The organism is Streptomyces sp. NPDC026515, from assembly GCF_055567595.1.
The window spans coordinates 191,991-212,998 of sequence record NZ_JBVHQD010000015.1; the positions used below are offsets into that span (position 1 = coordinate 191,991).

Annotated in this window: 16 protein-coding genes; 15 read left to right on the forward strand and 1 reads right to left on the reverse strand. The window is 72.1% G+C overall.

What is annotated here, in order from left to right; translation table 11 throughout:
• Positions 1-603, forward strand: coding sequence for a hypothetical protein (locus ACZ4O3_RS29425; RefSeq protein ID WP_467725139.1), 603 nt, complete (start codon positions 1-3; stop codon positions 601-603).
• Between the two features lie 36 nt (positions 604-639).
• Here the strand turns inward: ACZ4O3_RS29425 and ACZ4O3_RS29430 are convergent, their stop codons facing one another.
• On the reverse strand, positions 640-1,176 hold the full coding sequence (locus ACZ4O3_RS29430; RefSeq protein WP_362728685.1) for an HNH endonuclease: 537 nt from the start codon (positions 1,174-1,176) through the stop codon (positions 640-642).
• Between the two features lie 369 nt (positions 1,177-1,545).
• On the opposite strand from ACZ4O3_RS29430, the gene ACZ4O3_RS29435 reads away from it, so the two are divergent.
• The 14 genes from ACZ4O3_RS29435 to ACZ4O3_RS29500 all read left to right on the forward strand — a co-directional run bounded on the left by ACZ4O3_RS29435 (position 1,546) and on the right by ACZ4O3_RS29500 (position 20,988).
• Positions 1,546-2,649, forward strand: coding sequence for a mechanosensitive ion channel family protein (locus ACZ4O3_RS29435; RefSeq protein WP_362728687.1), 1,104 nt, complete (start codon positions 1,546-1,548; stop codon positions 2,647-2,649).
• A gap of 647 nt (positions 2,650-3,296) precedes the next feature.
• Positions 3,297-4,508 (forward strand): ROK family transcriptional regulator, encoded by a 1,212-nt coding sequence (locus tag ACZ4O3_RS29440; protein ID WP_467725085.1) that lies wholly within the window; start codon positions 3,297-3,299, stop codon positions 4,506-4,508.
• A gap of 94 nt (positions 4,509-4,602) precedes the next feature.
• Positions 4,603-5,940, forward strand: a complete 1,338-nt coding sequence (locus ACZ4O3_RS29445) for an ABC transporter substrate-binding protein (RefSeq protein WP_467725141.1) — start codon at positions 4,603-4,605, stop codon at positions 5,938-5,940.
• 2 nt (positions 5,941-5,942) lie between these two features.
• Entirely contained in the window at positions 5,943-6,884 is a 942-nt protein-coding gene (locus tag ACZ4O3_RS29450) for a carbohydrate ABC transporter permease (RefSeq protein ID WP_362727513.1), read from the forward strand.
• A gap of 2 nt (positions 6,885-6,886) precedes the next feature.
• Entirely contained in the window at positions 6,887-7,783 is an 897-nt protein-coding gene (locus tag ACZ4O3_RS29455) for a carbohydrate ABC transporter permease (RefSeq protein ID WP_467725087.1), read from the forward strand.
• Between the two features lie 7 nt (positions 7,784-7,790).
• Positions 7,791-9,059 carry a 6-phospho-beta-glucosidase gene (locus tag ACZ4O3_RS29460; RefSeq protein WP_362727517.1) on the forward strand — a complete coding sequence of 423 codons (1,269 nt, stop codon included), beginning with the start codon at positions 7,791-7,793 and terminating at the stop codon, positions 9,057-9,059.
• The gene (locus ACZ4O3_RS29465; RefSeq protein ID WP_384999348.1) at positions 9,050-10,021 is read left to right on the forward strand and encodes an N-acetylglucosamine kinase; all 972 of its coding nucleotides are present in this window, start codon (positions 9,050-9,052) and stop codon (positions 10,019-10,021) included. Before ACZ4O3_RS29460 ends, ACZ4O3_RS29465 begins: the two co-directional genes overlap by 10 nt.
• A 209-nt stretch (positions 10,022-10,230) precedes the next feature.
• A complete protein-coding gene (locus ACZ4O3_RS29470; protein ID WP_384999351.1) occupies positions 10,231-11,643 on the forward strand; it encodes a hypothetical protein in 1,413 nt (470 codons plus the stop codon).
• 29 nt (positions 11,644-11,672) lie between these two features.
• Complete coding sequence (locus ACZ4O3_RS29475; RefSeq protein WP_362723988.1) at positions 11,673-12,698, forward strand: glutamate ABC transporter substrate-binding protein; 1,026 nt, start codon at positions 11,673-11,675, stop codon at positions 12,696-12,698.
• A 46-nt stretch (positions 12,699-12,744) separates the two neighbouring features.
• Positions 12,745-14,076, forward strand: coding sequence for a hypothetical protein (locus ACZ4O3_RS29480; protein ID WP_362723982.1), 1,332 nt, complete (start codon positions 12,745-12,747; stop codon positions 14,074-14,076).
• Positions 14,077-14,099: 23 nt separating this feature from the next.
• On the forward strand, positions 14,100-16,622 hold the full coding sequence (locus ACZ4O3_RS29485; RefSeq protein ID WP_362723985.1) for a serine/threonine-protein kinase: 2,523 nt from the start codon (positions 14,100-14,102) through the stop codon (positions 16,620-16,622).
• Between the two features lie 3 nt (positions 16,623-16,625).
• On the forward strand, positions 16,626-17,981 hold the full coding sequence (locus ACZ4O3_RS29490; protein ID WP_467725090.1) for a PP2C family serine/threonine-protein phosphatase: 1,356 nt from the start codon (positions 16,626-16,628) through the stop codon (positions 17,979-17,981).
• A 124-nt stretch (positions 17,982-18,105) separates the two neighbouring features.
• Complete coding sequence (locus ACZ4O3_RS29495; RefSeq protein WP_467725092.1) at positions 18,106-19,446, forward strand: vWA domain-containing protein; 1,341 nt, start codon at positions 18,106-18,108, stop codon at positions 19,444-19,446.
• Between the two features lie 66 nt (positions 19,447-19,512).
• Positions 19,513-20,988 (forward strand): FHA domain-containing protein, encoded by a 1,476-nt coding sequence (locus ACZ4O3_RS29500; RefSeq protein WP_467725094.1) that lies wholly within the window; start codon positions 19,513-19,515, stop codon positions 20,986-20,988.
• Positions 20,989-21,008: the final 20 nt, after the last annotated feature.

Below are 21,008 nucleotides of genomic sequence, written 5' to 3' on the forward strand. Positions count from 1 at the left end.
ATCGCCGGTCCCCTGCTCCACGCCCGCGCGCGCACGCTCCCGGCCGCCCTGGCCGCACTCGTCGGCACGGCCGCCTTCGCCGTCTGGGCGGCGGCCCGCCTGGACGCCTATGTGGACCCGGACCGCCGGGTGCCGGTGGTCGCGCTGGCCCCGCTGCTGGCGGCCGCGGTGATCGGGGCGAGCCTGTACTCGCCCTCGGACGAACTGGACCGGACGGCGGTACGGCCGTGGTGGCCGCTCCGGCTGGCTCAGCTGGCCGGGCTCGTCGCAATGGCGGCCGTGCTGCTGCCGCTGGCGGTGCTGGGGCATCCCGAGGCCTTCGGACCGCCGGCCGTGATCCGCAACACGCTGGGCTGTACGGGAGTGACGGCCGCGGCGGCGGTGCTGATCGGCGCCCGGCTGAGCTGGCTGCCCGCCTTCGGTTACGTCAGTGCCGTGTACCTGGGCTCGGCGGGGGCGCGTGGACGTGCGGTGGCCGTCTGGGCGTGGCCCGTGCAACCGGGCGCGCAACCGGGCGCCTGGGCGGCGGCGCTGGGGGCGTTCGCGGTGGGCGGCGCGCTGTATGTCGTACGGGGTGCGCGTGCCGAAGGGCCCCGTGGCTGAGGCGGGCAGCCACGGGGTGTGCGAAGGCCCGGATCGTCAGGCGGAGATGCCGTCGATCCGGGCCAGGGCGTCGTCCGCGCCGTACGGCTGCAAGTAGGGCAGCCAGCGCGGGTCCCTATGGCCGGTCCCGATGATGCGCCAGGCCAGGCCGGTGGGTGGGGCTGGTTTGTGCCGCAGCCGCCAGCCGATCTCGAAGAGATGGCGGTCGGCCTTGACGTGGTTGCAGCGGCGGCACGACGCCACCACGTTGTCCCAGACGTGCTGACCCCCGCGACTGCGCGGGATGACGTGGTCGACGCTGGTTGCGACGCCACCGCAGTACATGCACCGGCCCCCGTCGCGCGCGAAGAGCGCCCTTCGGGTGAGCGGAACGGGTCCTCGGTAGGGAACCCGGACGAATCGCTTGAGCCGGACCACGCTGGGTGCGGAGACTGTGACGGTTGCGCTGTGCATGAAGGCGCCGGATTCCTCCAAGGCGACTGCCTTGTTCTCCAGGACGAGGACGAGCGCGCGGCGGAGCGGTACGACGCCGAGCGGCTCGTACGACGCGTTGAGGACCAGGACATGCGGCACGGGGGCCTCCTTGGGCGTCGGCGGCGCGTGGCTCGCGCCGGGACGATCTGTGGCCAGTCTCCCCTCTTGCCTGGTGGACGCGCCACCATGTCCGCGTAACGGCCTGGGAGTGTTTTCGACCACACCGCATTCATCCCCCGGACACCCCCCATTTCAAGCGAGCCTGCTCAACCGGGAGGCCCGCGGAGTGAGCCGGGGCGAGCCGGAGTGAGCACGGTCTCTCCTTCTCGTATCCGTCGGGCGCACACGCGATGCCCCGTTAGTGTGGTGATCCTGCCCGTCCGGTGACCTTTTCGTGACCTTGAACGCCGTACGTGACCTTGAACGCCGTACCGGAGGGCAGTACCGCACCGCCTGGAGGTACCCGCCGTGTCCTTGCCCGCCGCCCTGCTGGCCGCCGGTCCGTCGCCGTCTCCGACCCCCTCGGGGTCGCAGACACCGGCGGTGCCCGCACTCCAGGACGCCCAGGAGAGCGCCACGAACGCCGCGAGCTGGGTCGAGCAGAACTGGTCGACGTGGCTGGCGATCGGGCTCAAGGTGCTGCTGGTCCTGGTGATAGCGGTGGTGCTGAGAAAGGTCGTCCTACGGGCGATCACCAAGTTCATCGACCGGATGAACCGGACGGTCGAGTCGGCGGAGGGCACCACGCTCGGCGGGCTGCTGGTCAACGCCGAGCGGCGGCGGCAGCGCTCGCAGGCGATCGGGTCCGTGCTGCGGTCGGTGGCGAGTTTCCTGATCCTCGGCACGGCCGCGCTGATGGTGCTGAGCAGTTTCCAGATCGACCTGGCCCCGCTGCTGGCCTCCGCCGGTGTCGCCGGTGTGGCGATCGGTTTCGGCGCCCGCAACCTGGTCACGGACTTCCTGTCCGGCGTGTTCATGATCCTGGAGGACCAGTACGGCGTCGGCGACTCGATCGACGCGGGGATCGCCTCCGGCGAGGTGGTCGAGGTCGGCCTGCGGGTGACCAAGCTGCGCGGCGACAACGGCGAGATCTGGTACGTGCGCAACGGCGAGATCAAGCGGATCGGCAACCTCTCGCAGGGCTGGGCCACGGCCGGTGTGGACGTCACCGTCCGGACCACCGAGGACCTGGACCGGGTCCGGGCCACCCTGGACGAGGTCGCCGAGAAGATGGCCAAGGAGGAGCCCTGGAACGAGCTGCTCTGGGGCCCGATCCAGATCCTCGGCCTGGACTCCGTCCTCCTCGACTCGATGGTGGTCAGGCTCTCCGCCAAGACCATGCCGGGCAAGGCCCTGACGGTCGAGCGCGAGCTGCGCTGGCGGATCAAGCGGGCCTTCGACGAGGCGGACATCAGGATCGTCGGCGGGGCGCCGGTCGCGCTCACCGAGGAGGAGCCGGTGGACCCGGCGGCGGCCGTGGCGGCACCGTCGGCCTTCTCCAACTCGGACTCGCCGCAGGTGGCGGCGACGGCTCCGATCGCCGTGCAGCGAGGGGCGACGGCCGGGAAGTAGCGGAACGGTCCAGCACACTCGTTCGAGTGCACGATGGGGCATTCCGGCGTCTCACGGCGTACGGGGTGCCCCATCGTTCCGCCGGGGCGCCCGGCGCGGGCTCAGCCTGGCAGCAGCGTGAGGAGAACGGGGGACGAGCGCCGAACCGATCATGGAGACGGTCGTGACGGAACAGGACCCCACCGATTCGCTGATCGCGATCGAGGAGGCGTCGGTGGCGCCGATTCGACCCGAGTTCACCGAGGGGACGGCCGTCGTGCCGCCGACGGCGAACCACAGGGACGCGGCCGCGTACAAGGACTGCCAGGGGCGCCGCGGCGGCGACGGCCACGGGCGACTTCATCAAGGTCAAGTAGCACCCGCGAGCGCCTCGCCACAAGGGCCCGTCCGGCCTTCCGGACGGGCCCTTCGCGCGTCCGAGCGCAGGTAACGAGTGGGTTGCCGCGCAGTAGGGCTATTGACGCTCCCCTTCCGGCGGCCTACGTTTTCCAGCCAACAGGAAACTTTCCTAACAGTGATCAAGGGCGAACGGTCCCGGGGGTCCCGGGCGGGTGACCCCCGCGCGTGATCCCAGAGCGTCACCCGGGTGGACCGATCACCCGGGTCACTGGGAAACTGAGCGGCTGGAAAGGCAGGTGTCGAACCGCATGGCAGGAACCGCAGGCACGCCGGGCACCCCGCGCGTACTCCGCGCCATGAACGACCGCGCCGCACTGGACCTGCTGCTGGAGCACGGCCCGCTGTCGCGGACCCGGATCGGCAAGCTCACCGGCCTCTCCAAGCCGACGGCCTCGCAGCTGCTGGCCCGCCTGGAGGCGGCCGGACTGGTGCTCGCGACCGGCACGAGCGAGGGCCGGCCGGGCCCCAACGCCCAGCTGTACTCGGTGAATCCGGGCGCCGCCCACGCTGCGGGGCTCGACGTCAACCCGGCCCGGATCCGCGCCGCCGTCGCCGACATCACCGGCCGCACCGTCGGCGAGTACGAACTCCCTACCCCGGGACGGCGGTCGGCCCAGTCGGTCGTACGGCAGGTCACCGACGCGCTCGACGGCGCGGTCAAGGCGGCCGGGCTGGCCCGGGACGACGTCCACCGGCTGGTCATCGGCACACCGGGCGCCTTCGACCCCAACACCGGCCGGCTGCGCTACGCCTCGCACCTGCCCGGCTGGCACTCCCCCGCACTGCTCGACGACCTCGCCGCCGCGCTGCCGATGCCCGTCGAGTACGAGAACGACGTCAACCTCGCCGCCATCGCCGAACAGCGGCTCGGCGCGGCCCGCGGCCACGGCGACTTCGTGCTGCTGTGGAACGAGGAGGGCCTCGGCGCCGCCCTGGTGCTCGGCGGCCGACTGCACCGCGGCTGGACCGGCGGCGCCGGCGAGGTCGGCTTCCTTCCGGTGCCGGGCGCCCCACTGGTCCGCCAGGTCACCAAGGCCAACAGCGGCGGTTACCAGGAACTCGCCGGAGCGCAGTCGCTGCCCAGGCTGGCCGACGAGCTCGGCATCGCCGGGCTGCCGGCCGGGTCGCACTCCGAGGCGGCCGCCGCGCTCGTCGCCCGCGCCGCCGATCACGGCAGCGGGCCGCACCACGAACTCCTGCGGACCTACGCGACCCGGGTCGCCACCGGTCTCGCCTCCCTCGTCTCCGTCCTCGACCCCGAACTCGTCGTCCTCAGCGGCACGGTCCTGACCGCCGGGGGCGAAGTGCTGCGGGCCCTGGTCCAGGCCGAGCTGGAGGAGCTGGCGGCCGCCCGGCCGCGGCTCGTCGTCGGCGAGGTCCAGGAACACCCCGTGCTGCGCGGCGCGCTGGAGAGCGCGCTCGCGACCACCCGTGACGAGGTCTTCGACACCTCGCGCTGACCCGCACCAGACCCCGTCGGCCCGCACCGCCCCGCCAACCCCCCGCACCGGCCCCTTCCCTCACCGCCCGCCCCTGGGAGACCTTGCCATGCCCATGTCCTTCACTGCCCGAAAGACGGCGTTTGCCCTCACCGCCCTGACCAGTTCGCTCGCCCTGCTCACCGCCTGTACCGGCCAGTCATCCTCCGGCGCCACCGACGACGCCTCGGCCGACACCACCATCAACTTCTGGCACGCCTGGAGCGCGCCGAGCGAGGTCAAGGCCGTCCAGGCGCTGATCTCCGGCTTCGAGAAGGCGCACCCCAACATCCACGTCAACGTCGTCGGCAACATGACCGACGACAAGATGAACCAGGCGCTGCGCACCGGCGGCGACAAGGCCCCGGACGTCATCTCGTCCTTCACCACCAACAGCGTGGGCAAGTTCTGCGACTCGGGCGCGCTGGTCGACCTCAACCCCTTCTTCAAGAAGTCGGACATCGACCCGGAGACGACGTTCCCGAAGGCGATGAACGAGTACACCCAGTTCGAGGGCAACCGCTGCTCGGTGCCGTTGCTCGGGGACGCCTACGGGCTCTACTACAACAAGACGGCGTTCCAGAAGGCCGGCATCACCAGCCCGCCGAAGACCTGGTCCGAATTCCGGTCCGACGCCAAGAAGCTGACGATCGCCAGGGGCGACAGCTTCAAGCAGCTCGGTTTCATGCCGGACTACCACGGCTGGGAGACCACGACCGAGCACTACCTCGGACAGTTCTCGCCGACGTACTTCGACAGCCAGGGCAAGTCGAACCTCGCCAAGGACCCGGCCTTCGAGAAGTCCTTCACGCTCCAGAAGCAACTCGTCGACGCGCTCGGCGGCTACAAGAAGCTGGAGACGTTCCGCGCCACGCTCGGCGACGAGTGGGGCCCCAAGCACCCCTTCCAGACCGGCCAGGTCGCCATGCAGCTCGACGGTGAGTGGCGCCTTGGCATGGCCCTGGACGCCAAGCCGAACTTCGACATAGGCGTCGCCCCGATGCCGGTCCCCGACGACCAGGCCGCCCAGTACGGCAAGGGCTACATCACCGGCACCATCGCCGGCATCGCCGCCACCAGCAAGAAGCAGAACGCGGCCTGGGAGTTCGTGAAGTACATCAGCACCGACACGGACGCGGTGGTGAACTTCTCCAACGCCATCCACAACGTGCCGTCCACGCTGGCCGCCCTGAAGTCGCCGAAGCTGAAGTACGACCCGCGGTTCAAGACGTTCCTGGACATAGCCGCGAACCCCGACTCCACGACGGCGCCCGCCTCCGTCAACGGCGGTGTGTACCTGACGACCGTCCAGCAGCTCGGCTACGACTACGAGAGCGGCAAGGTCACCGACCTGAAGGCGGGCCTGAAGCAGGCCGCCGCGCAGATCGACACGGACATCGCGCAGGCGAAGTAGCGATGAGCACCATCACCCTGGCCTCCAAGCGCCGCAAGGCGGCGCTGCGCAATCTCGCCTTCATGTCGCCCTGGCTGATCGGCTTCGCGGTCTTCTTCGCGTATCCGCTGATCTCGACGGTCTACTTCTCGTTCATGCACTACGACGGTTTCAAACCGGCGACGTGGAACGGCACGAAGAACTGGACGTACGTCTTCGAGCACTATCCCTACTTCTGGCCCGCGATGCGCAACACCCTGTGGCTCGTGGTCGTGATGGTCTCGCTCCGGGTCGTCTTCGGCCTCGGCATCGGCATGCTCATCACGAAGATCAAGACGGCTACGGGAGTCTTCCGCACCCTCTTCTACCTGCCCTACCTGGCCCCGCCGGTCGCGGCCACCATGGCCTTCGCCTTCCTCCTCAACCCCGGTACGGGACCGGTCAACTCCATCCTGGAGAAGGCCGGGATCCCGGCCCCGGGCTGGTTCAACGACCCCACCTGGTCCAAGCCGGCGCTGACCCTGCTGGCCCTGTGGGGCATCGGCGACCTGATGGTCATCTTCATGGCCGCGCTGCTCGACGTACCGGCGGAGCAGTACGAGGCGGCGGAGCTGGACGGCGCGTCGGCGTGGCAGCGCTTCCGGTACGTGACGCTGCCGAACATCTCGCCGATCGTGATGTTCGCGGTCGTCACGGGTGTCATCCAGACGATGCAGTACTACACGCAGCCGCTCATCGCCGGGAAGGTCGCCTCGGGGGTCATCCAGGGAGCGGGCACCCAGTTCGAGCCCGGTTATCCGGAGAAGTCGACGCTCACCCTGCCCCAGCTCGTCTACAACCTCGGTTTCCAGCGCTTCGACTACGGCTCCGCGTGTGTCGTCGCCCTCGTCCTCTTCGTCCTGTCCATGGTGTTCACCGCGTTCCTGATGCGGCGCCGGGGCGGTCTCATCCAGGCAGGTGACTGAACATGGCCCAGGTACTGGACCGGCCGGTGGACGTGACCGACCAGCCGATGACGTCGGCCGAACGCACCGCCCGCCGCAAGGCGCTGCTGAACTGGGTGGCGGTCCACTCGCTCGGCATCGCCGCCGCCCTCTTCTTCACCCTCCCCTTCGTGTTCGTCTTCCTGACCTCGCTGATGAGCGACAGCCAGGCACTCAGCCGGGACCTGATCCCGCACACCTGGGAGTGGGGCAACTACCGCAAGGTCTTCGACACCCCCGGCTTCCTGACCTGGTGGCGCAACACGCTCTTCTACGCCGGCCTGGGCACCGTCCTGACCGTCGTCTCCTCGCTCCCGGTGGCGTACGCACTCGCCAAGTTCCGGTTCCGGGGCCGCGATCTCTCGCTCATGCTGGTGATCTCGATGATGATGCTGCCACCGCAGGTGATCATCATCCCGATGTACCTGTTCTGGGCGAAGCAGCTGGGCCTGTCCGGCACCCTGTGGCCGCTGATCGTGCCGATGGCGTTCGGCGACGCGTTCTCCATCTTCCTGCTGCGCCAGTTCCTGATGACGATCCCGAACGAGTACCTGGACGCGGCGAAGGTGGACGGCTGCGGGGACCTGCGCACCCTGCTGCGGGTGGTGATCCCGATGGCGAAGCCGGGCATCGCCGCCGTCGCCCTCTTCCAGTTCTTCTACGCCTGGAACGACTACTTCGGACCCCAGATCTACGCCTCGGAGAACCCGGGCGCCTGGACCCTGTCCTACGGCCTGGAGTCGTTCAAGGGCATGCACCACACCGACTGGAATCTCACCATGGCCGCGACCGTCCTGGTCATGGCCCCCGTGATCCTCGTGTTCTTCTTCGCCCAGAAGGCGTTCGTCGAGGGCGTCACGCTCACCGGAGTGAAGGGTTAACCCTTTTATGAAACTCACCGTGGTCGGCGGAGGCTCGACCTACACCCCCGAACTCATCGACGGCTTCGCGCGGCTCAGGGACACCCTGCCCATCGAGGAACTGGTCCTGGTGGACCCGGCCGCCGAACGCCTGGAACTGGTGGGCGGACTGGCCCGCCGGATCTTCGCCAAGCAGGGCCACAGCGGCCGTATCGTCACCACCTCAGACCTGGATGCCGGGGTCGAGGGAGCAAACGCGGTGCTGCTCCAGCTGCGCGTGGGCGGCCAGGCGGCCCGGCAGCAGGACGAGACCTGGCCGCTGGAGTGCGGCTGCATCGGCCAGGAGACGACCGGCGCCGGCGGGCTGGCCAAGGCCCTGCGGACGGTCCCGGTCGTCCTGGACATCGCCGAACGCGTCCGGCGGACCAACCCGAACGCCTGGATCATCGACTTCACCAACCCGGTGGGGATCGTGACCCGCGCGCTGCTCCAGGCCGGGCACCGGGCGGTCGGGCTGTGCAACGTGGCGATCGGCTTTCAGCGGAAGTTCGCGAACCTGCTCGGTGTCACGCCCGCCGAGGTCCACCTGGACCACCTCGGCCTCAACCACCTCACCTGGGAGACGGCGGTCCGTCTCGGCGGGCCCGAGGGTGAGAACGTGCTGCCCAAGCTGCTCGCGGAGCACGGCGACACCATCGCCGCCGACCTGAAGCTGCCGACGGCGCTCCTGGACCGCCTGGGCGGCGTGATCCCCTCGTACTACCTGCGCTACTACTACGCCCACGACGAGGTCGTGCGGGAGCTGGGCACCAAGCCGTCCCGGGCCGCCGAAGTGGCCGCGATGGAGAAGCAGCTGCTGGAGATGTACGGCGACCCGGCGCTCGACGAGAAGCCGGAGCTGCTCGCCAAGCGGGGCGGCGCCTACTACTCGGAGGCGGCGGTGGACCTGGCGGCGGCGCTGCTCGGCGGCGCCGGCAACCCCTACCAGGTGGTGAACACCTACAACGGCGGCACGCTCCCCTTCCTCCCCGACGACGCGGTGATCGAGGTGCAGGCCGCGGTCGGCTCCGGTGGACCCGTACCGCTGCCCGTCCCGGACGTCGACCCGCTCTTCGCCGGCCTGGTGGCGAACGTGACGGCGTACGAGGAACTGGCCCTTGAGGCGGCACTGCGCGGCGGCCGGGACCGGGTCTTCAGGGCCCTGCTCTCGCATCCCCTCGTCGGCCAGTACGAGTACGCCGAAGCCCTCACCGACAAGCTGATCGCGCACAACCGGGAGCACCTCGCGTGGGCCTGACCGCAAGTGTCCTCGCCATCGACGCGGGCAACAGCAAGACCGACGTCGCAGTGGTGGCGGCGGACGGCGAGGTCCTCGCCACGGCCCGCGGCGGCGGCTTCCGGCCGCCGGTGGTGGGCGTGGAGCAGGCCGTGGACGAGGTGGCGGCCGCGGTCGCCGAGGCGTACGGCGCCGCCGGCGTCACCTCGGTCGGCCATGTCTCCGCCTGCCTCGCCAACGCCGATCTGCCGGTGGAGGAGGAGCAGTTGGCCGCCGCGCTGGCCGCCCGTGACTGGGGCGGTTCGGTGACCGTCCGCAACGACACCTTCGCCATCCTGCGGGCGGGTGTGGCCGAGCCCCGGGGCGTCGCCGTGGTATGCGGCGCGGGCATCAACTGCGTGGGCATGCGCCCCGACGGCCGCACCGCCCGGTTCCCCGCGATAGGCCGCATCTCGGGTGACTGGGGCGGCGGTTGGGGACTGGCCGAGGAGGCCCTGTGGCACGCGGCACGGGCCGAGGACGGGCGCGGCGGGCCGACGGCCCTGGCCGACACCCTCCCGGCGCACTTCGGGCTGACGTCCATGTACGCGCTGATCGAGGCGCTGCACCTGGAGCACGTCGAGTACGGCCGCCGGCACGAGCTGACGCCGGTGCTGTTCGCGACGGCGGCCGACGGCGACCCGATCGCCCGCTCGGTGGTGGACCGGCTGGCGCAGGAGGTCGCGACGATGGCCACGGTCGCCCTGACCCGCCTCGACCTGCTGGACGAGGAGACGCCGGTGCTGCTGGGCGGCGGTGTGCTGACGGGCGGCCACCCGGGCCTCGACGACGGCGTACGGGAACTGCTGGCGGCGCGCGCGCCCAAGGCGGTGCCGAGGGTGGTGCGGGCCCGGCCGGTGCTGGGCGCGGCGCTGCTGGGGCTGGACGTGATGGATGCGGGGCCCGACACGCAGGCGAGGACACGCGCCTACTTCGAGGGGTGACCCGGGGTGGGGCGGGGCGATGCGGCACCGCCCCTCCGCGCCCCGCCCTCCGCCCCCGCACCACCCCTGCGGAACCGAACCGATTCCCCCGGCGTATTCATGGGCAGGGGTTCCGCTGCGATCGGATCAAGATCCCGTGACGGCCGGTGCCGAATGTCAGTCCGGGCGGCGATACTGGGCGGCGACCGGATGACCATGGGGGAGGTCAAGTGACACACCCGCCGACGAAGAGCGCGGCGCCACCAGGCACGGGTACCGTCCTGCCCGCACAGCGCACCGGCTCGCCCGCACCCGAGGCGACGCCCCCGCGCCGCAGCGCCTTCGCGGAGGGCGTCGAGCAGGTGCGCGCAGCAGCCACCACCGAGCCCGGCCGGCTCCGGCTCATCGGCGCCGTCCTGGCCGTCCTGATCGTCGCCTTCGGTGCCGTCACCGCCTGGCAGATGACCGACCGCGCGGCCGCCGCCGACGACGTGCTGCACCGCAGCCAGCCGCTCAGTTCGGGCGCCGCCGACATCTACCGTTCGCTGGCCGACGCCAACACCGCGGCCTCCAGCGGCTTCCTGGCCGGCGGCCAGGAGACGGCGGCCTCCCGCGCGCGGTACGAGACGGACATCCGGACCGCCGCCGCCAAGCTCGTCACCGCAGCCGCCAACTCCGAGCCCGGCTCCCCCTCCGAGGCGGCCGTGGCGAAGCTGAACAGACTGCTCCCGGAGTACAAGGGGCTCGTCGAGCGGGCCAGCGTCTACAACCGGCAGGGCTACCCGGTCGGCGGCGCCTACCTGCGGTACGCGAACGAGAAGATGCAGAAGGAGATGCTCCCGGCGGCGGAGGATCTCTACACCAAGGAGAACGCGCGGCTGTCGTCCGACTACGCGGACGCGACCCCGTACCCGTGGGCGGCCATCGTCCTCGGCCTGCTCGCCCTCGCCGCGCTCGCCTGGGCGCAGTTGCGTCACTACCGCCGTACCAACCGGGTGCTCAACCACGGCCTGGTCGCGGCCTCCGCGGCCACCGTCGTCACGCTGCTGTGGCTGGTCGTCGGCCACACCTTCGCCCGCGCCGGCCTGGACGGCTCCTACGACCACGGCGTCCGCTCGCTGAACGTGCTGCACGACGCCCGGATCGCCTCCCTGAAGGCCCGGGGCAACGAGAACCTCAGCCTGGTCGCGCGGGGCGCGGAGACGGTCACGGTCGACGGTGAGACCTACGACGCGTACTACTACGACTTCGACCAGGACATGGCCGCCCTCGGCAAGGGCCTCTCCCAGGCCGCGGCGCTCGCGGACGACTCGGCGGGCAGCAAGCCCGTGCAGGCGGCCGAGGGGAACATGAAGGTGTGGAAGGAGCGGCACGCCGGCGCCCGCACCGAGGACGAGAACGGCGACTACCAGGCGGCGCTGGACAAGGTGATAGGCGCCAAGGGCGCGACCGCCGAATGCTTCGACAGCGTCGACGCGAACCTGAAGAATGCTCTCGCCCACGAGGAGTCCGAGTTCCAGGAGCGGGCCACCGACGGGCGGGACGCGATGTCCGGGCTGCCGATCGGTGCCGCCATGCTGGGTGTGGCGGCGGCGTCGGGCGCGCTGTTCGGCATCGGACGCAGGCTTTCGGAGTACCGGTGAGAGGGGGCGGGAGGGTGTTCGTGCAGAGGATGCGGGCCTCCCTGCGCGGCTGGGGCGGAGTGGGCGCGATGGCGGTCGGCTGCGCTCTCGCGCTGGCGTTCGTCCTGCTGCTGCCCCTCACCCAGTCCGCCGGGGGGAGCGGCACGGACGGGGCGCGCGGCGGTCCGGGACTGGCCACCGCCGGCCCGGCGAAGGCGGACAGCTGCGTCGACTCCCAGGCACAGAACGAGACCTGGTCGCCGTCGGGCGCGGACGGCACGACGATCGACGCCATCAAGGCCCGTACCGGCGCCAAGCGGAAGCTGATCGTCGGCATCGACCAGAACAGCTACCGCTGGGGCTACCGCAACCCGAACAACTCCGGTGCGGAGCTGGAGGGTTTCGACATCGACCTGGTGCACCGGATCGCCCAGGACATCCTCGGCGACCCCGACGCGGTGCAGTTCAAGGCGATCCCGACCAGCCAGCGGATACCGGCCGTCCAGGACGGCCGGGTCGACATGGTGGTCCGCACCATGACCATCAACTGCGACCGGCTGAAGGACGTGGCGTTCTCCGCGCCCTACTTCAAGACCGGTCAGCAGGTGCTGGCGCCCAAGTCGTCGCCGATCACCGGCTACAACGACACGCTCGCGCACCGGAGGATCTGCACGGCGGCCGGTTCGACGGCCTTCACCAAGCTGGACGCGGACAAGAAGGCCGGGCGGCTGCCCGCGTCGGCCGACATCTCCACCACCGTGCCCAACCAACTCGACTGCCTGGTGCGGCTGCAGCTCGGCGAGGTGGACGCGGTGGTCACCGACGGCGCGCTGGCCGCCAGCCAGGCCGCGCAGGACCCGACGGTCGAGCTGAAGGGCGCCGCCTTCACGACCGAGTACTACGGCGTGGCGATGAAACAGGGTTCGACCGATCTGGTACGCCGGGTCAATCAGATCCTGGTCGGCTACCGGGCGGACGGCTGGCAGGCGTCGTACGACAAGTGGCTGTCGGCGACACTGGGAACGGACTCGGCGGCGTCGGAACCACCCGCGCCGCAGTACCTGCGCACCAGCTGACCCGCGTCCGCGGGGCCGGTCCCGACAAGTGAGCGAGAGGTGATCGATGGGCGTCACGGACCCCGCCGGGCCGGTGATGGACCGGGACGAGGTGGACCGTGCGCTGGCGCGGCTCGGCGCGGAGCACGAGGCGATCGAGACCTCGCTGCTCGCCCTGCAGGACCACGCGGGCCGCAGGCTCCTGGAGGGTGCCGCGCTCACCGGGACGACCCGGGAGCGGTGGACGTCCGCCGACGCCTCGATCACCCTGCTGTGGGCGTACTTCGACGCCTACACGGACACCCTGCGCTCGGCCCGGGAGATCAGGGCGCGACGCCGCTGGTCCAGCCGTGAGGACCTGGTGGAGCTGACCGAGCTGCTGCGCGGCGAGTCGGTGACGGTCGCGGGCAGCGCCACGGCGACGGCGAACGCGCCGACGCTGCTGTCGGCGGCCGGCCGGCTCAGCGAGCGCTTCTCGCTGGTGACCCTGGTCGACCGGATGAACGAGCTGTACGCGACCTCGCTGGACCTGGTCGTCACCGCCGACGCGGTGTGGTCGGCGCTGCCCGCGCGGATCGATCTGCTCGCCGCCGAGCTGCAGCGCACCCGCAAGCTGGCGCACTCCGTCGGGGTCCGCCCGGGCGAGCACCCGGCGGGTGACGACCTGGAGCGGATCACCCGCATACTGACGAGGCTGCGCGAGGACGTCGTCTCGGACCCGCTGGGCTTCTGGGTTCCCGCGCAGGGGAGTTCGGCGCCGGGCGGCGGCCGGCCGGACACCACGGTGTACGACCGTGAGGCGCGGGCGCTGGAGGAGGTGCGGCGGGAGATCGACGCCGTGCTGACGGTCCGGCAGGACGCGGAGGCCCGGCTGATCAGGCTGCGGGACGTGCTGTCCCGGGCGGACCGCACCCTCGCCGAGGCGCGCACCGCGCGCGGCGAGGTGCTGGCGAAGATCGCGGCGACCGAGGTGCCGGTGGTCAGCGGCCCGCCCACCGCGCTTCAGGAGCAGCTGGCGACCGCCGCGGAATACCGCAGAACGGCCCAGTGGCACCGGCTGTCGCCGCTCCTGGAGTCCCTGGAGCAGAAGGCCGAGGACGAACTGCTGCGCGCCCGTGAGTCGTTGACGGCGGTCACCGCGCCGCTGGCGGTCCGCGCGGAGCTGCGCGGCCGGCTGGACGCGTACAAGGCGAAGGTGGCCAGGCACGGGCTGGCGGAGGACCCGTTCCTGATCGAACGGTACGACGCGGCCCGGCGGATGTTGTGGAGCGCGCCCTGCGACCTGCGGGTCGCGGAGCAGGCGGTGCTGCGCTATCAGCACGCGGCGGCCGAGGCGCTGGGCGCGCCGCGGGTGCCGCAGCAGAGCGGTCCCGAGGACCGGAGGGGACCCGGAGCGTGAGCGACAAGGGGGATGCGGCGGCGATGAGCCAGGCGGGACAGACGTGCCAGCGGCCGGAGTGCGAGGGCACGTACGAGGACGTCGGCGACGGCGAGCTGTACTGCGACACGTGCGGTCTGGCGCCGGTCGTCTCGGCGGGAGGACTGGTCGGGTCGCCGCCCACCGGGATCACGGCCGGCGGCCGGTCCTCGGCGAGCAGCGGGAGTTCGCGCGCCAGCGGCCGCAGTTCGCGTACGTCGTCACAGTCGTCGAAGTCACGGCGCTCGGTCTCCGGGCGGCTCTCACGGTCCCTGTCGGGCGGCTCGACGGGCCGTTCGGTGTCGGTGCGCAGCTCCGGTTCGTCGACGAGCGCATCGGGGCGCAGCAGGCTGGGCGCGGGGCTGGTCACGGTCCCGCAGGTGCCGAAGCCGGACCCGCGCGAGATGGTCCTGGACAACCCGGAGGTGCCCGAGCGCAAGCGGTTCTGCTCGCGCTCGGACTGCGGGGCGCCGGTCGGCCGGGGCCGTGGGGAGCGGCCGGGGCGGACCGAGGGGTTCTGCACCAAGTGCGGCAACCCGTACTCGTTCGTGCCGAAGCTGAAGGCCGGGGACGTCGTGCACGGCCAGTACGAGGTCGTGGGCTGTATCGCGCACGGTGGCCTGGGCTGGATCTACCTGGCGGTGGACCGGGCGGTGTCCGACCGCTGGGTGGTGCTCAAGGGCCTGCTCGACACCGGCGACCAGGACGCGATGGCCGCCGCGATCTCCGAGCGGCGGTTCCTCGCGGAGATCGAGCACGCCAACATCGTCCGGATCTACAACTTCGTGGAGCACCTGGACCAGCGCACCGGCTCGCTCGACGGCTACATCGTCATGGAGTACGTCGGCGGCAAGTCCCTCAAGGAGATCGCCAACGACCGCCGGACCCCGGAGGGCCGCCGCGACCCGCTGCCGGTGGAGCAGGCCTGCGCGTACGGGATCGAGGCGCTGGAGGCCCTCGGTCATCTGCACAGCCGCAACCTGCTGTACTGCGACTTCAAGGTCGACAACGCCATCCAGACCGAGGACCAGCTCAAGCTGATCGACATGGGCGCGGTGCGCCGGATGGACGACGACGAGTCGGCGATCTACGGCACGGTCGGCTACCAGGCCCCGGAGGTCGCCGAGGTCGGTCCGTCGGTCGCCTCCGACCTGTACACGGTCGGCCGGACCCTCGCGGTCCTCACCTTCGACTTCCAGGGCTACACGACCGTCTTCGTGGACTCGCTGCCCGACCCGGACAACATCGAGGTGTTCCGGAGCTACGAGTCCTTCTACCGGCTGCTGGTGCGGGCCACCGATCCCGACCCGGCCCGCCGGTTCGCCTCCGCGCAGGAGATGGCCGAGCAGCTGACGGGCGTGCTGCGCGAGGTGGTGTCGGTGCAGACCGGCAGGGCCCGGCCCGCGCTGTCGACGCTGTTCGGACCCGAGGTGAAGGTCACGGACACGGAGCTGTTCCCGAAGCTGGCCGGGGACGTCTCCCGGCTCGGCGGCCGGACGGTGGCGTCCAGAACGCTCGCGCTGGAGCCACCGGGGGCGGCCGGCGCCCCGTCCGGCGCGGACGCCCCGGTCTCCCCCGCCCTGGTGCGGCCCGTGCCCACCCCGGCCGCCGCGCTCGCCCTGCCCGTCCCGCTGGTCGACCCGAACGACCCGAACGCCGGATTCCTGGCGGGGCTGACGACCTCGGGGGCGGGCGAGGTCAGCCTGATCAGCGCGCTGGCCGCGGCGCCGACGCAGAGCGTGGAGACCCGGCTGCGCCAGATCCGCGCCCGGCTGGAGAACGGCGACTTCGAGGCCGCGCTGGAGACTCTGGACCGGCTGGAGGGCGAGCAGCCCGACGACTGGCGGGTGGTCTGGTACCGGGGTGTGACCGCCCTGGTCACCGGGGACCACGAGGGCGCGGCGCTGTCCTTCGACGCGATCTACGACGCCTTCCCGGGCGAGACCACGCCCAAGCTGGCGCTCGGGCTGTGCGCGGAGGTGCTCGGCCAGCTGGACAACGCGGCCGAGTACTACCGGCTGGTGTGGGCGACCGACCCGGGTTTCGTCAGCTCCGCCTTCGGCCTGGCCCGGGTGCAGCTGGCGGCCGGGGACCGGAGCGGTGCGGTGCGTACCCTGGAATCGGTGCCGGAGGCGTCGATCCACTACACGGCGGCCCGGGTGGCGGCCGTACGGTCGCGGCTGCGGCACCGGACCGCGACACCCGACGACACGCCGTTCCTGGACGATCTGACGGCCGCCGCCGGACAGATCGAGGCGCTGGACGCGTACGGTCTGGATCCGGCACGGCGCGAGCAGTTGTCGGCGGAAGTCCTCGGCTGCGCGCTGGACTGGATACTCTCCGGAGGCCAGGACTTCCGGCCCGTCGTCGGTGGCCGGGTGCTGCTCGGCAGCGGTCTGGACGAGCGGGGCCTCCGCTTCGGCCTGGAGCGCTCGTACCGCACGCTGGCCAGACTGGCGACCGGCGGTGAGGAGAGGATCGACCTGGTGGAACGGGCCAACCGTTACCGCCCCCGGACGTGGGTGTAGTTGATGTCGCAGATGCCCCAGCAGGCCGCACCGGCGAAGTGCCCGAGCTGCGCGGAGCCGCTCGAATCGGGTGACCTGTTCTGCGGTGCGTGCGGGTACGACCTGTCGGCCGTGCCCGCCGCGTCGCAGGACCACCCGACCCTCACCATGGGCGCCTCCGGCGTGGACTGGCCACCGCCCGAGCCGGACAGCTCCGGTCCGTCGGCGGCCCCGCATCTGCCGACGGATCTGCCCGGCACGGACTCGGGCGGCAAGCCGCTGCCGGGTTCGCCGGCGCACGGTTCGCCGGCCGCGCCGGATTCGCCGCCGCCCGGTTCACCGGCGTCGCCCGCCTCCGGGGTGCGTTTCGACCGGCCGCCGAGGCCCGACGACGACTACGCGCTGCAGGCGCCGGACCCGCGGGTGGCCGCCTCCGCCACGGAGAGCGCCGAGACCACCGAGCTGCCGAAGGTGTGTGTGGCCTGCCGGGCGGGCCGGGTCGACGACGACGGCTACTGCGAGAACTGCGGGCACGCCCAGCCGCGCGAACGCGACCACATGGAGCAGGAGTCCGGCCCGGTGGCCGCCGTCAGCGACCGCGGGCTGCGCCACCACCGCAACGAGGACGCCTTCACCGTCGGTCGCGCCGCGCTGCCCGACGGCACCCCGGCGATGTTCGCGGTCGTCTGCGACGGCGTCTCCTCGGCGACCCGCCCCGACGAGGCCTCGCTGGCCGCCTCCCGGGCCGCGAGCGAGGCCCTGCTGGCCGCGCTGCCCCAGGGCACGCACCCGCAGGCGGCGATGCACGAGGCGATCGTCGCGGCCTCCCAGGCCGTCAACGCCCTCGCCGAGGAGCCCCCGGCGGCCCGCGAGCACACCCCGCACCAGAACGCACCGGCGTGCACGATCGTCGGCTCGGTCGTCACCGCGGGCCTGCTGGTGGTCGGCTGGGTCGGCGACAGCCGGGCCTACTGGGTGCCGGCGGACCGCGGGGCGCCGTCGGCCCGGCTCACCGAGGACGACTCCTGGGCGGCACAGATGGTGGCCGCGGGGCTGATGAGCGAGGCCGAGGCGTACGCCGACGAACGGGCCCACGCGATCACCGGATGGCTCGGCGCGGACGCCTACGAACTGGAGCCGCACACCGCTTCCTTCAAGCCGGACCGGCCTGGTGTGGTGGTGGTGTGCACGGACGGCCTGTGGAACTACGCGGAGTCGGCGGAGGAGATGTCCGAGGTCGTCCCCGCCGACGTGGCCCTGCGGCCGCTGCACGCGGCCCGGGTCCTGGTCGGCCACGCGCTGGACGGCGGGGGCCACGACAACGTAACAGTGGCGCTGCTCCCGTTCCCGGCACCGCCGCAGGGGGCAGGATCCGCCTGAGGCCGCCGCAAAACGGCCGTAAACGGGAACGAGACGTACAAGGAAGCACCCGCGGACCGGAGGGGACCGGCCCGCACATCGCCAGCACCCACCACGCGTGGGGTGGAGGGGGACCAGAGCAGTCATGGCCAATTTCTCGAAGTCGACCGTGCCGCAGTTCTCGGTGGACGTCTACCAGAACGAGTACCTGCCGGACGGCGGCCGCGAGGTCAACGCCATCGTCACGGTGACGTCGACCGGCGGCGGCACCGTCGGGAGCGCGGCCGGGACGTCGTACGCGCCCGGGCAGGGGCCGGCCGCCGGGGTGGCGATCATGGTCGACTGCTCGGGTTCGATGGACTATCCGCCGACCAAGATGCGCAACGCCCGGGACGCCACGGCGGCCGCCATCGACACCCTGCGCGACGGCACCCATTTCGCGGTGATCGGCGGCACGCACGTCGCCAAGGAGGTCTACCCGGGCGGCGGCCGGCTCGCGGTGGCCGCCCCCGCCACCCGGGACCAGGCCAAGCAGGCGCTGCGCAGGCTGAGCGCGGGCGGCGGTACGGCGATCGGGACCTGGCTGCGGCTGGCCGACCGGCTGCTGTCCTCGGCGGACGTCGCGATCCGGCACGGCATCCTGCTCACCGACGGCCGCAACGAGCACGAGTCGCCGGAGGACCTCAGGGCCACCCTGGACTCCTGCGCCGGACGGTTCACCTGTGACGCCCGCGGGGTGGGCACCGACTGGGAAGTGAAAGAAGTCACAGGGATAGCCTCCGCACTCCTCGGCACCGCGGACATCGTCGCCGATCCCACGGGCCTGGCCGCCGACTTCACGCGGATGATGGAGACGGCGATGGGCAAGGAGGTCGCGGACGTCGCCCTGCGGCTGTGGACCCCGGTCGGCACGACCATCAAGTTCGTCAAGCAAGTGGCCCCCACAGTCGAGGAGTTGACCGGCCGCCGCACGGAGGCCGGGCCGCGCGCCGGGGACTACCCGACCGGCTCCTGGGGCGACGAGTCCCGGGACTACCACGTCTGCGTGGAGGTCCCGACGGCGGCCCTCGGCCAGGAAATGCTCGCCGCCCGGGTGTCGTTGGTGGTCCCGCAGTCCGACGGAAGCGTCCAGAACCTGGGCGCGCAGGGACTGGTCAGGGCGGTGTGGACGGACGACATGGTCGCCTCGACCTCCATCAACCCGCAGGTCGCCCACTACACCGGGCAGGCCGAACTGGCGCAAGCCATCCAGCAAGGTCTCGATCTGCGCAAAGCGGGCGATATGGATGGAGCAACGGCAAAACTGGGGCGGGCGGTTCAGCTCGCCAGCGCCTCGGGGAACGCCGATACTGCGAAACTCCTTGCGAAGGTGGTGGACGTGGTCGACGCCGCGACAGGTACTGTGCGACTGAAAGCGAAGGTTGCGGAGGCCGACGAGATGACTCTCGAAACGCGGTCCACAAAGACTGTTCGTGTAAAGAAGTGACCTGGCAGCACCCGCAGGACACCCAGACAGGCTCAGGACGAACCTGACAGAGAGGGAACCACCGACATGCCGACCTGCCCGAACGGACACCAGTCGGGTTCCGACGACTGGTGCGAGGTGTGCGGTCACCGCATGGCCGGTGCCGTGCCCCCGCCGCCCCCGCCCACCGCCGGCGGCGGCTACGGCTTCCCGCCGCCGCCCGGGCCCGGCGCCCAGGCCGGCGGCCGCCACCTGTCCGCCGTGCCGAACGCGCACGAGCCAGAGCTGTGCCCGCAGTGCCGTACGCCCCGGGAGGGCGGTGCGCCGTTCTGCGAGGAGTGCCGCTGGAACTTCCTGACCAACACGGCCACCTCGTACACCCCGGCCGCGCCGCGCCCGCCGGCCGGCGGCGGTCCGGCCGCGCCGACCTTCCGGCCACCGGCCCCGCCGTCGTACGGCGGCAACACCGACTCGTACGAGTACCAGGGTTCGCGCCCCTCGCAGATGAACCGCCCGGCCGAGCCGATCCCCTCCTTCGGCAGCGAGCCCTCGGGCCCGACGCCGTTCGCGAACGAGCGCGGCGGCGGCCCGTCGGGCCCGCCCGGGCCCCCCGCGTTCGGCAACGACCGCGGCCAGTCCGGTCCCCCGGCGTTCGGTGGTGAGCGGGGCCAGTCCTCGCCGCCGCCCTTCGGCGGTGAACGGGGCCCCTCGGCTCCGCCCCCGTCCTTCGGCGGCGCTCCGGGCCAGAACCCCGGCGGCCCGTCCGCCTTCGGCAACGCCCCGGGCGCCGGGCCGGCCGCCGGGCCCTTCACCCGCGACCCCTCCGCCGGCCCGGCCGCCGGGCCCTTCGGCGGCGGCGACCCGTCCCGGCCGCCGGTTCCGCCGCCGCCTGGCGGTCCCGGCGCACCCGCCGGTGGCGCTCCCGGCGCCTTCCAGCAGTCGGCTCCGCCCGCGCCGCCCGGCTTCCCGCAGGAGACCGGCAGGCCCCCGGCCGGCGGCCCGCCCTTCGGCGGCGAGGACGACTGGGTGATCTCCCCGCCGGCGGCCGGCCCCGGCGCACCCCCGGCCCCCGCCCCGGGCGGCCGCGCCGGCGGCTACGGCTACCCGCAGCCCGGCACCCCCGCCGGTCCCGGCTTCCCGCGGGCCCCCCAGGGCCCGGCGACCTGGACGGCGACGATCGGGCCGGACCGCGAGTACTTCATGGCGATGATGCAGCGCTCGGGCCCGGAGGCGGCCGGCCTCAACCTGCCCGCCTACTCCCCCGAGCAGCAGCGCACGCTGGCCGGCAACCAGGTCACCATCGGCCGCCGCCGGCACTCCACCGGTGACACCCCCGACATCGACCTGTCGGTGCCGCCGGAGGACCCGGGCGTCTCGCACCAGCACGCGGTCCTGGTCCAGCAGCCGGACGGCAGCTGGGCGGTCGTCGACCAGAACTCGACGAACGGCACGACGGTCAACGGCGGCGAGGAGCCGATCCAGCCGTTCGTCCCGGTGCCGCTGCAGGACGGGGACCGGGTGCATGTCGGCGCCTGGACGACGATCACGGTTCGCCGGGGCTGAGCGGCAGCACCCGTACGGGA

What these genes read in the sequence shown, in the direction of transcription:
- ACZ4O3_RS29440 (WP_467725085.1), top strand. Translation starts at nt 3,297, where the DNA reads ATGGCAGGAACCGCAGGCACGCCGGGCACCCCGCGCGTACTCCGCGCC.
- ACZ4O3_RS29445 (WP_467725141.1), top strand. Translation starts at nt 4,603, where the DNA reads ATGTCCTTCACTGCCCGAAAGACGGCGTTTGCCCTCACCGCCCTGACC.
- ACZ4O3_RS29450 (WP_362727513.1), top strand. Translation starts at nt 5,943, where the DNA reads ATGAGCACCATCACCCTGGCCTCCAAGCGCCGCAAGGCGGCGCTGCGC.
- ACZ4O3_RS29455 (WP_467725087.1), top strand. Translation starts at nt 6,887, where the DNA reads ATGGCCCAGGTACTGGACCGGCCGGTGGACGTGACCGACCAGCCGATG.
- ACZ4O3_RS29460 (WP_362727517.1), top strand. Translation starts at nt 7,791, where the DNA reads ATGAAACTCACCGTGGTCGGCGGAGGCTCGACCTACACCCCCGAACTC.
- ACZ4O3_RS29475 (WP_362723988.1), top strand. Translation starts at nt 11,673, where the DNA reads ATGCGGGCCTCCCTGCGCGGCTGGGGCGGAGTGGGCGCGATGGCGGTC.
- ACZ4O3_RS29480 (WP_362723982.1), top strand. Translation starts at nt 12,745, where the DNA reads ATGGGCGTCACGGACCCCGCCGGGCCGGTGATGGACCGGGACGAGGTG.
- ACZ4O3_RS29485 (WP_362723985.1), top strand. Translation starts at nt 14,100, where the DNA reads ATGAGCCAGGCGGGACAGACGTGCCAGCGGCCGGAGTGCGAGGGCACG.
- ACZ4O3_RS29490 (WP_467725090.1), top strand. Translation starts at nt 16,626, where the DNA reads ATGTCGCAGATGCCCCAGCAGGCCGCACCGGCGAAGTGCCCGAGCTGC.
- ACZ4O3_RS29495 (WP_467725092.1), top strand. Translation starts at nt 18,106, where the DNA reads ATGGCCAATTTCTCGAAGTCGACCGTGCCGCAGTTCTCGGTGGACGTC.
- ACZ4O3_RS29500 (WP_467725094.1), top strand. Translation starts at nt 19,513, where the DNA reads ATGCCGACCTGCCCGAACGGACACCAGTCGGGTTCCGACGACTGGTGC.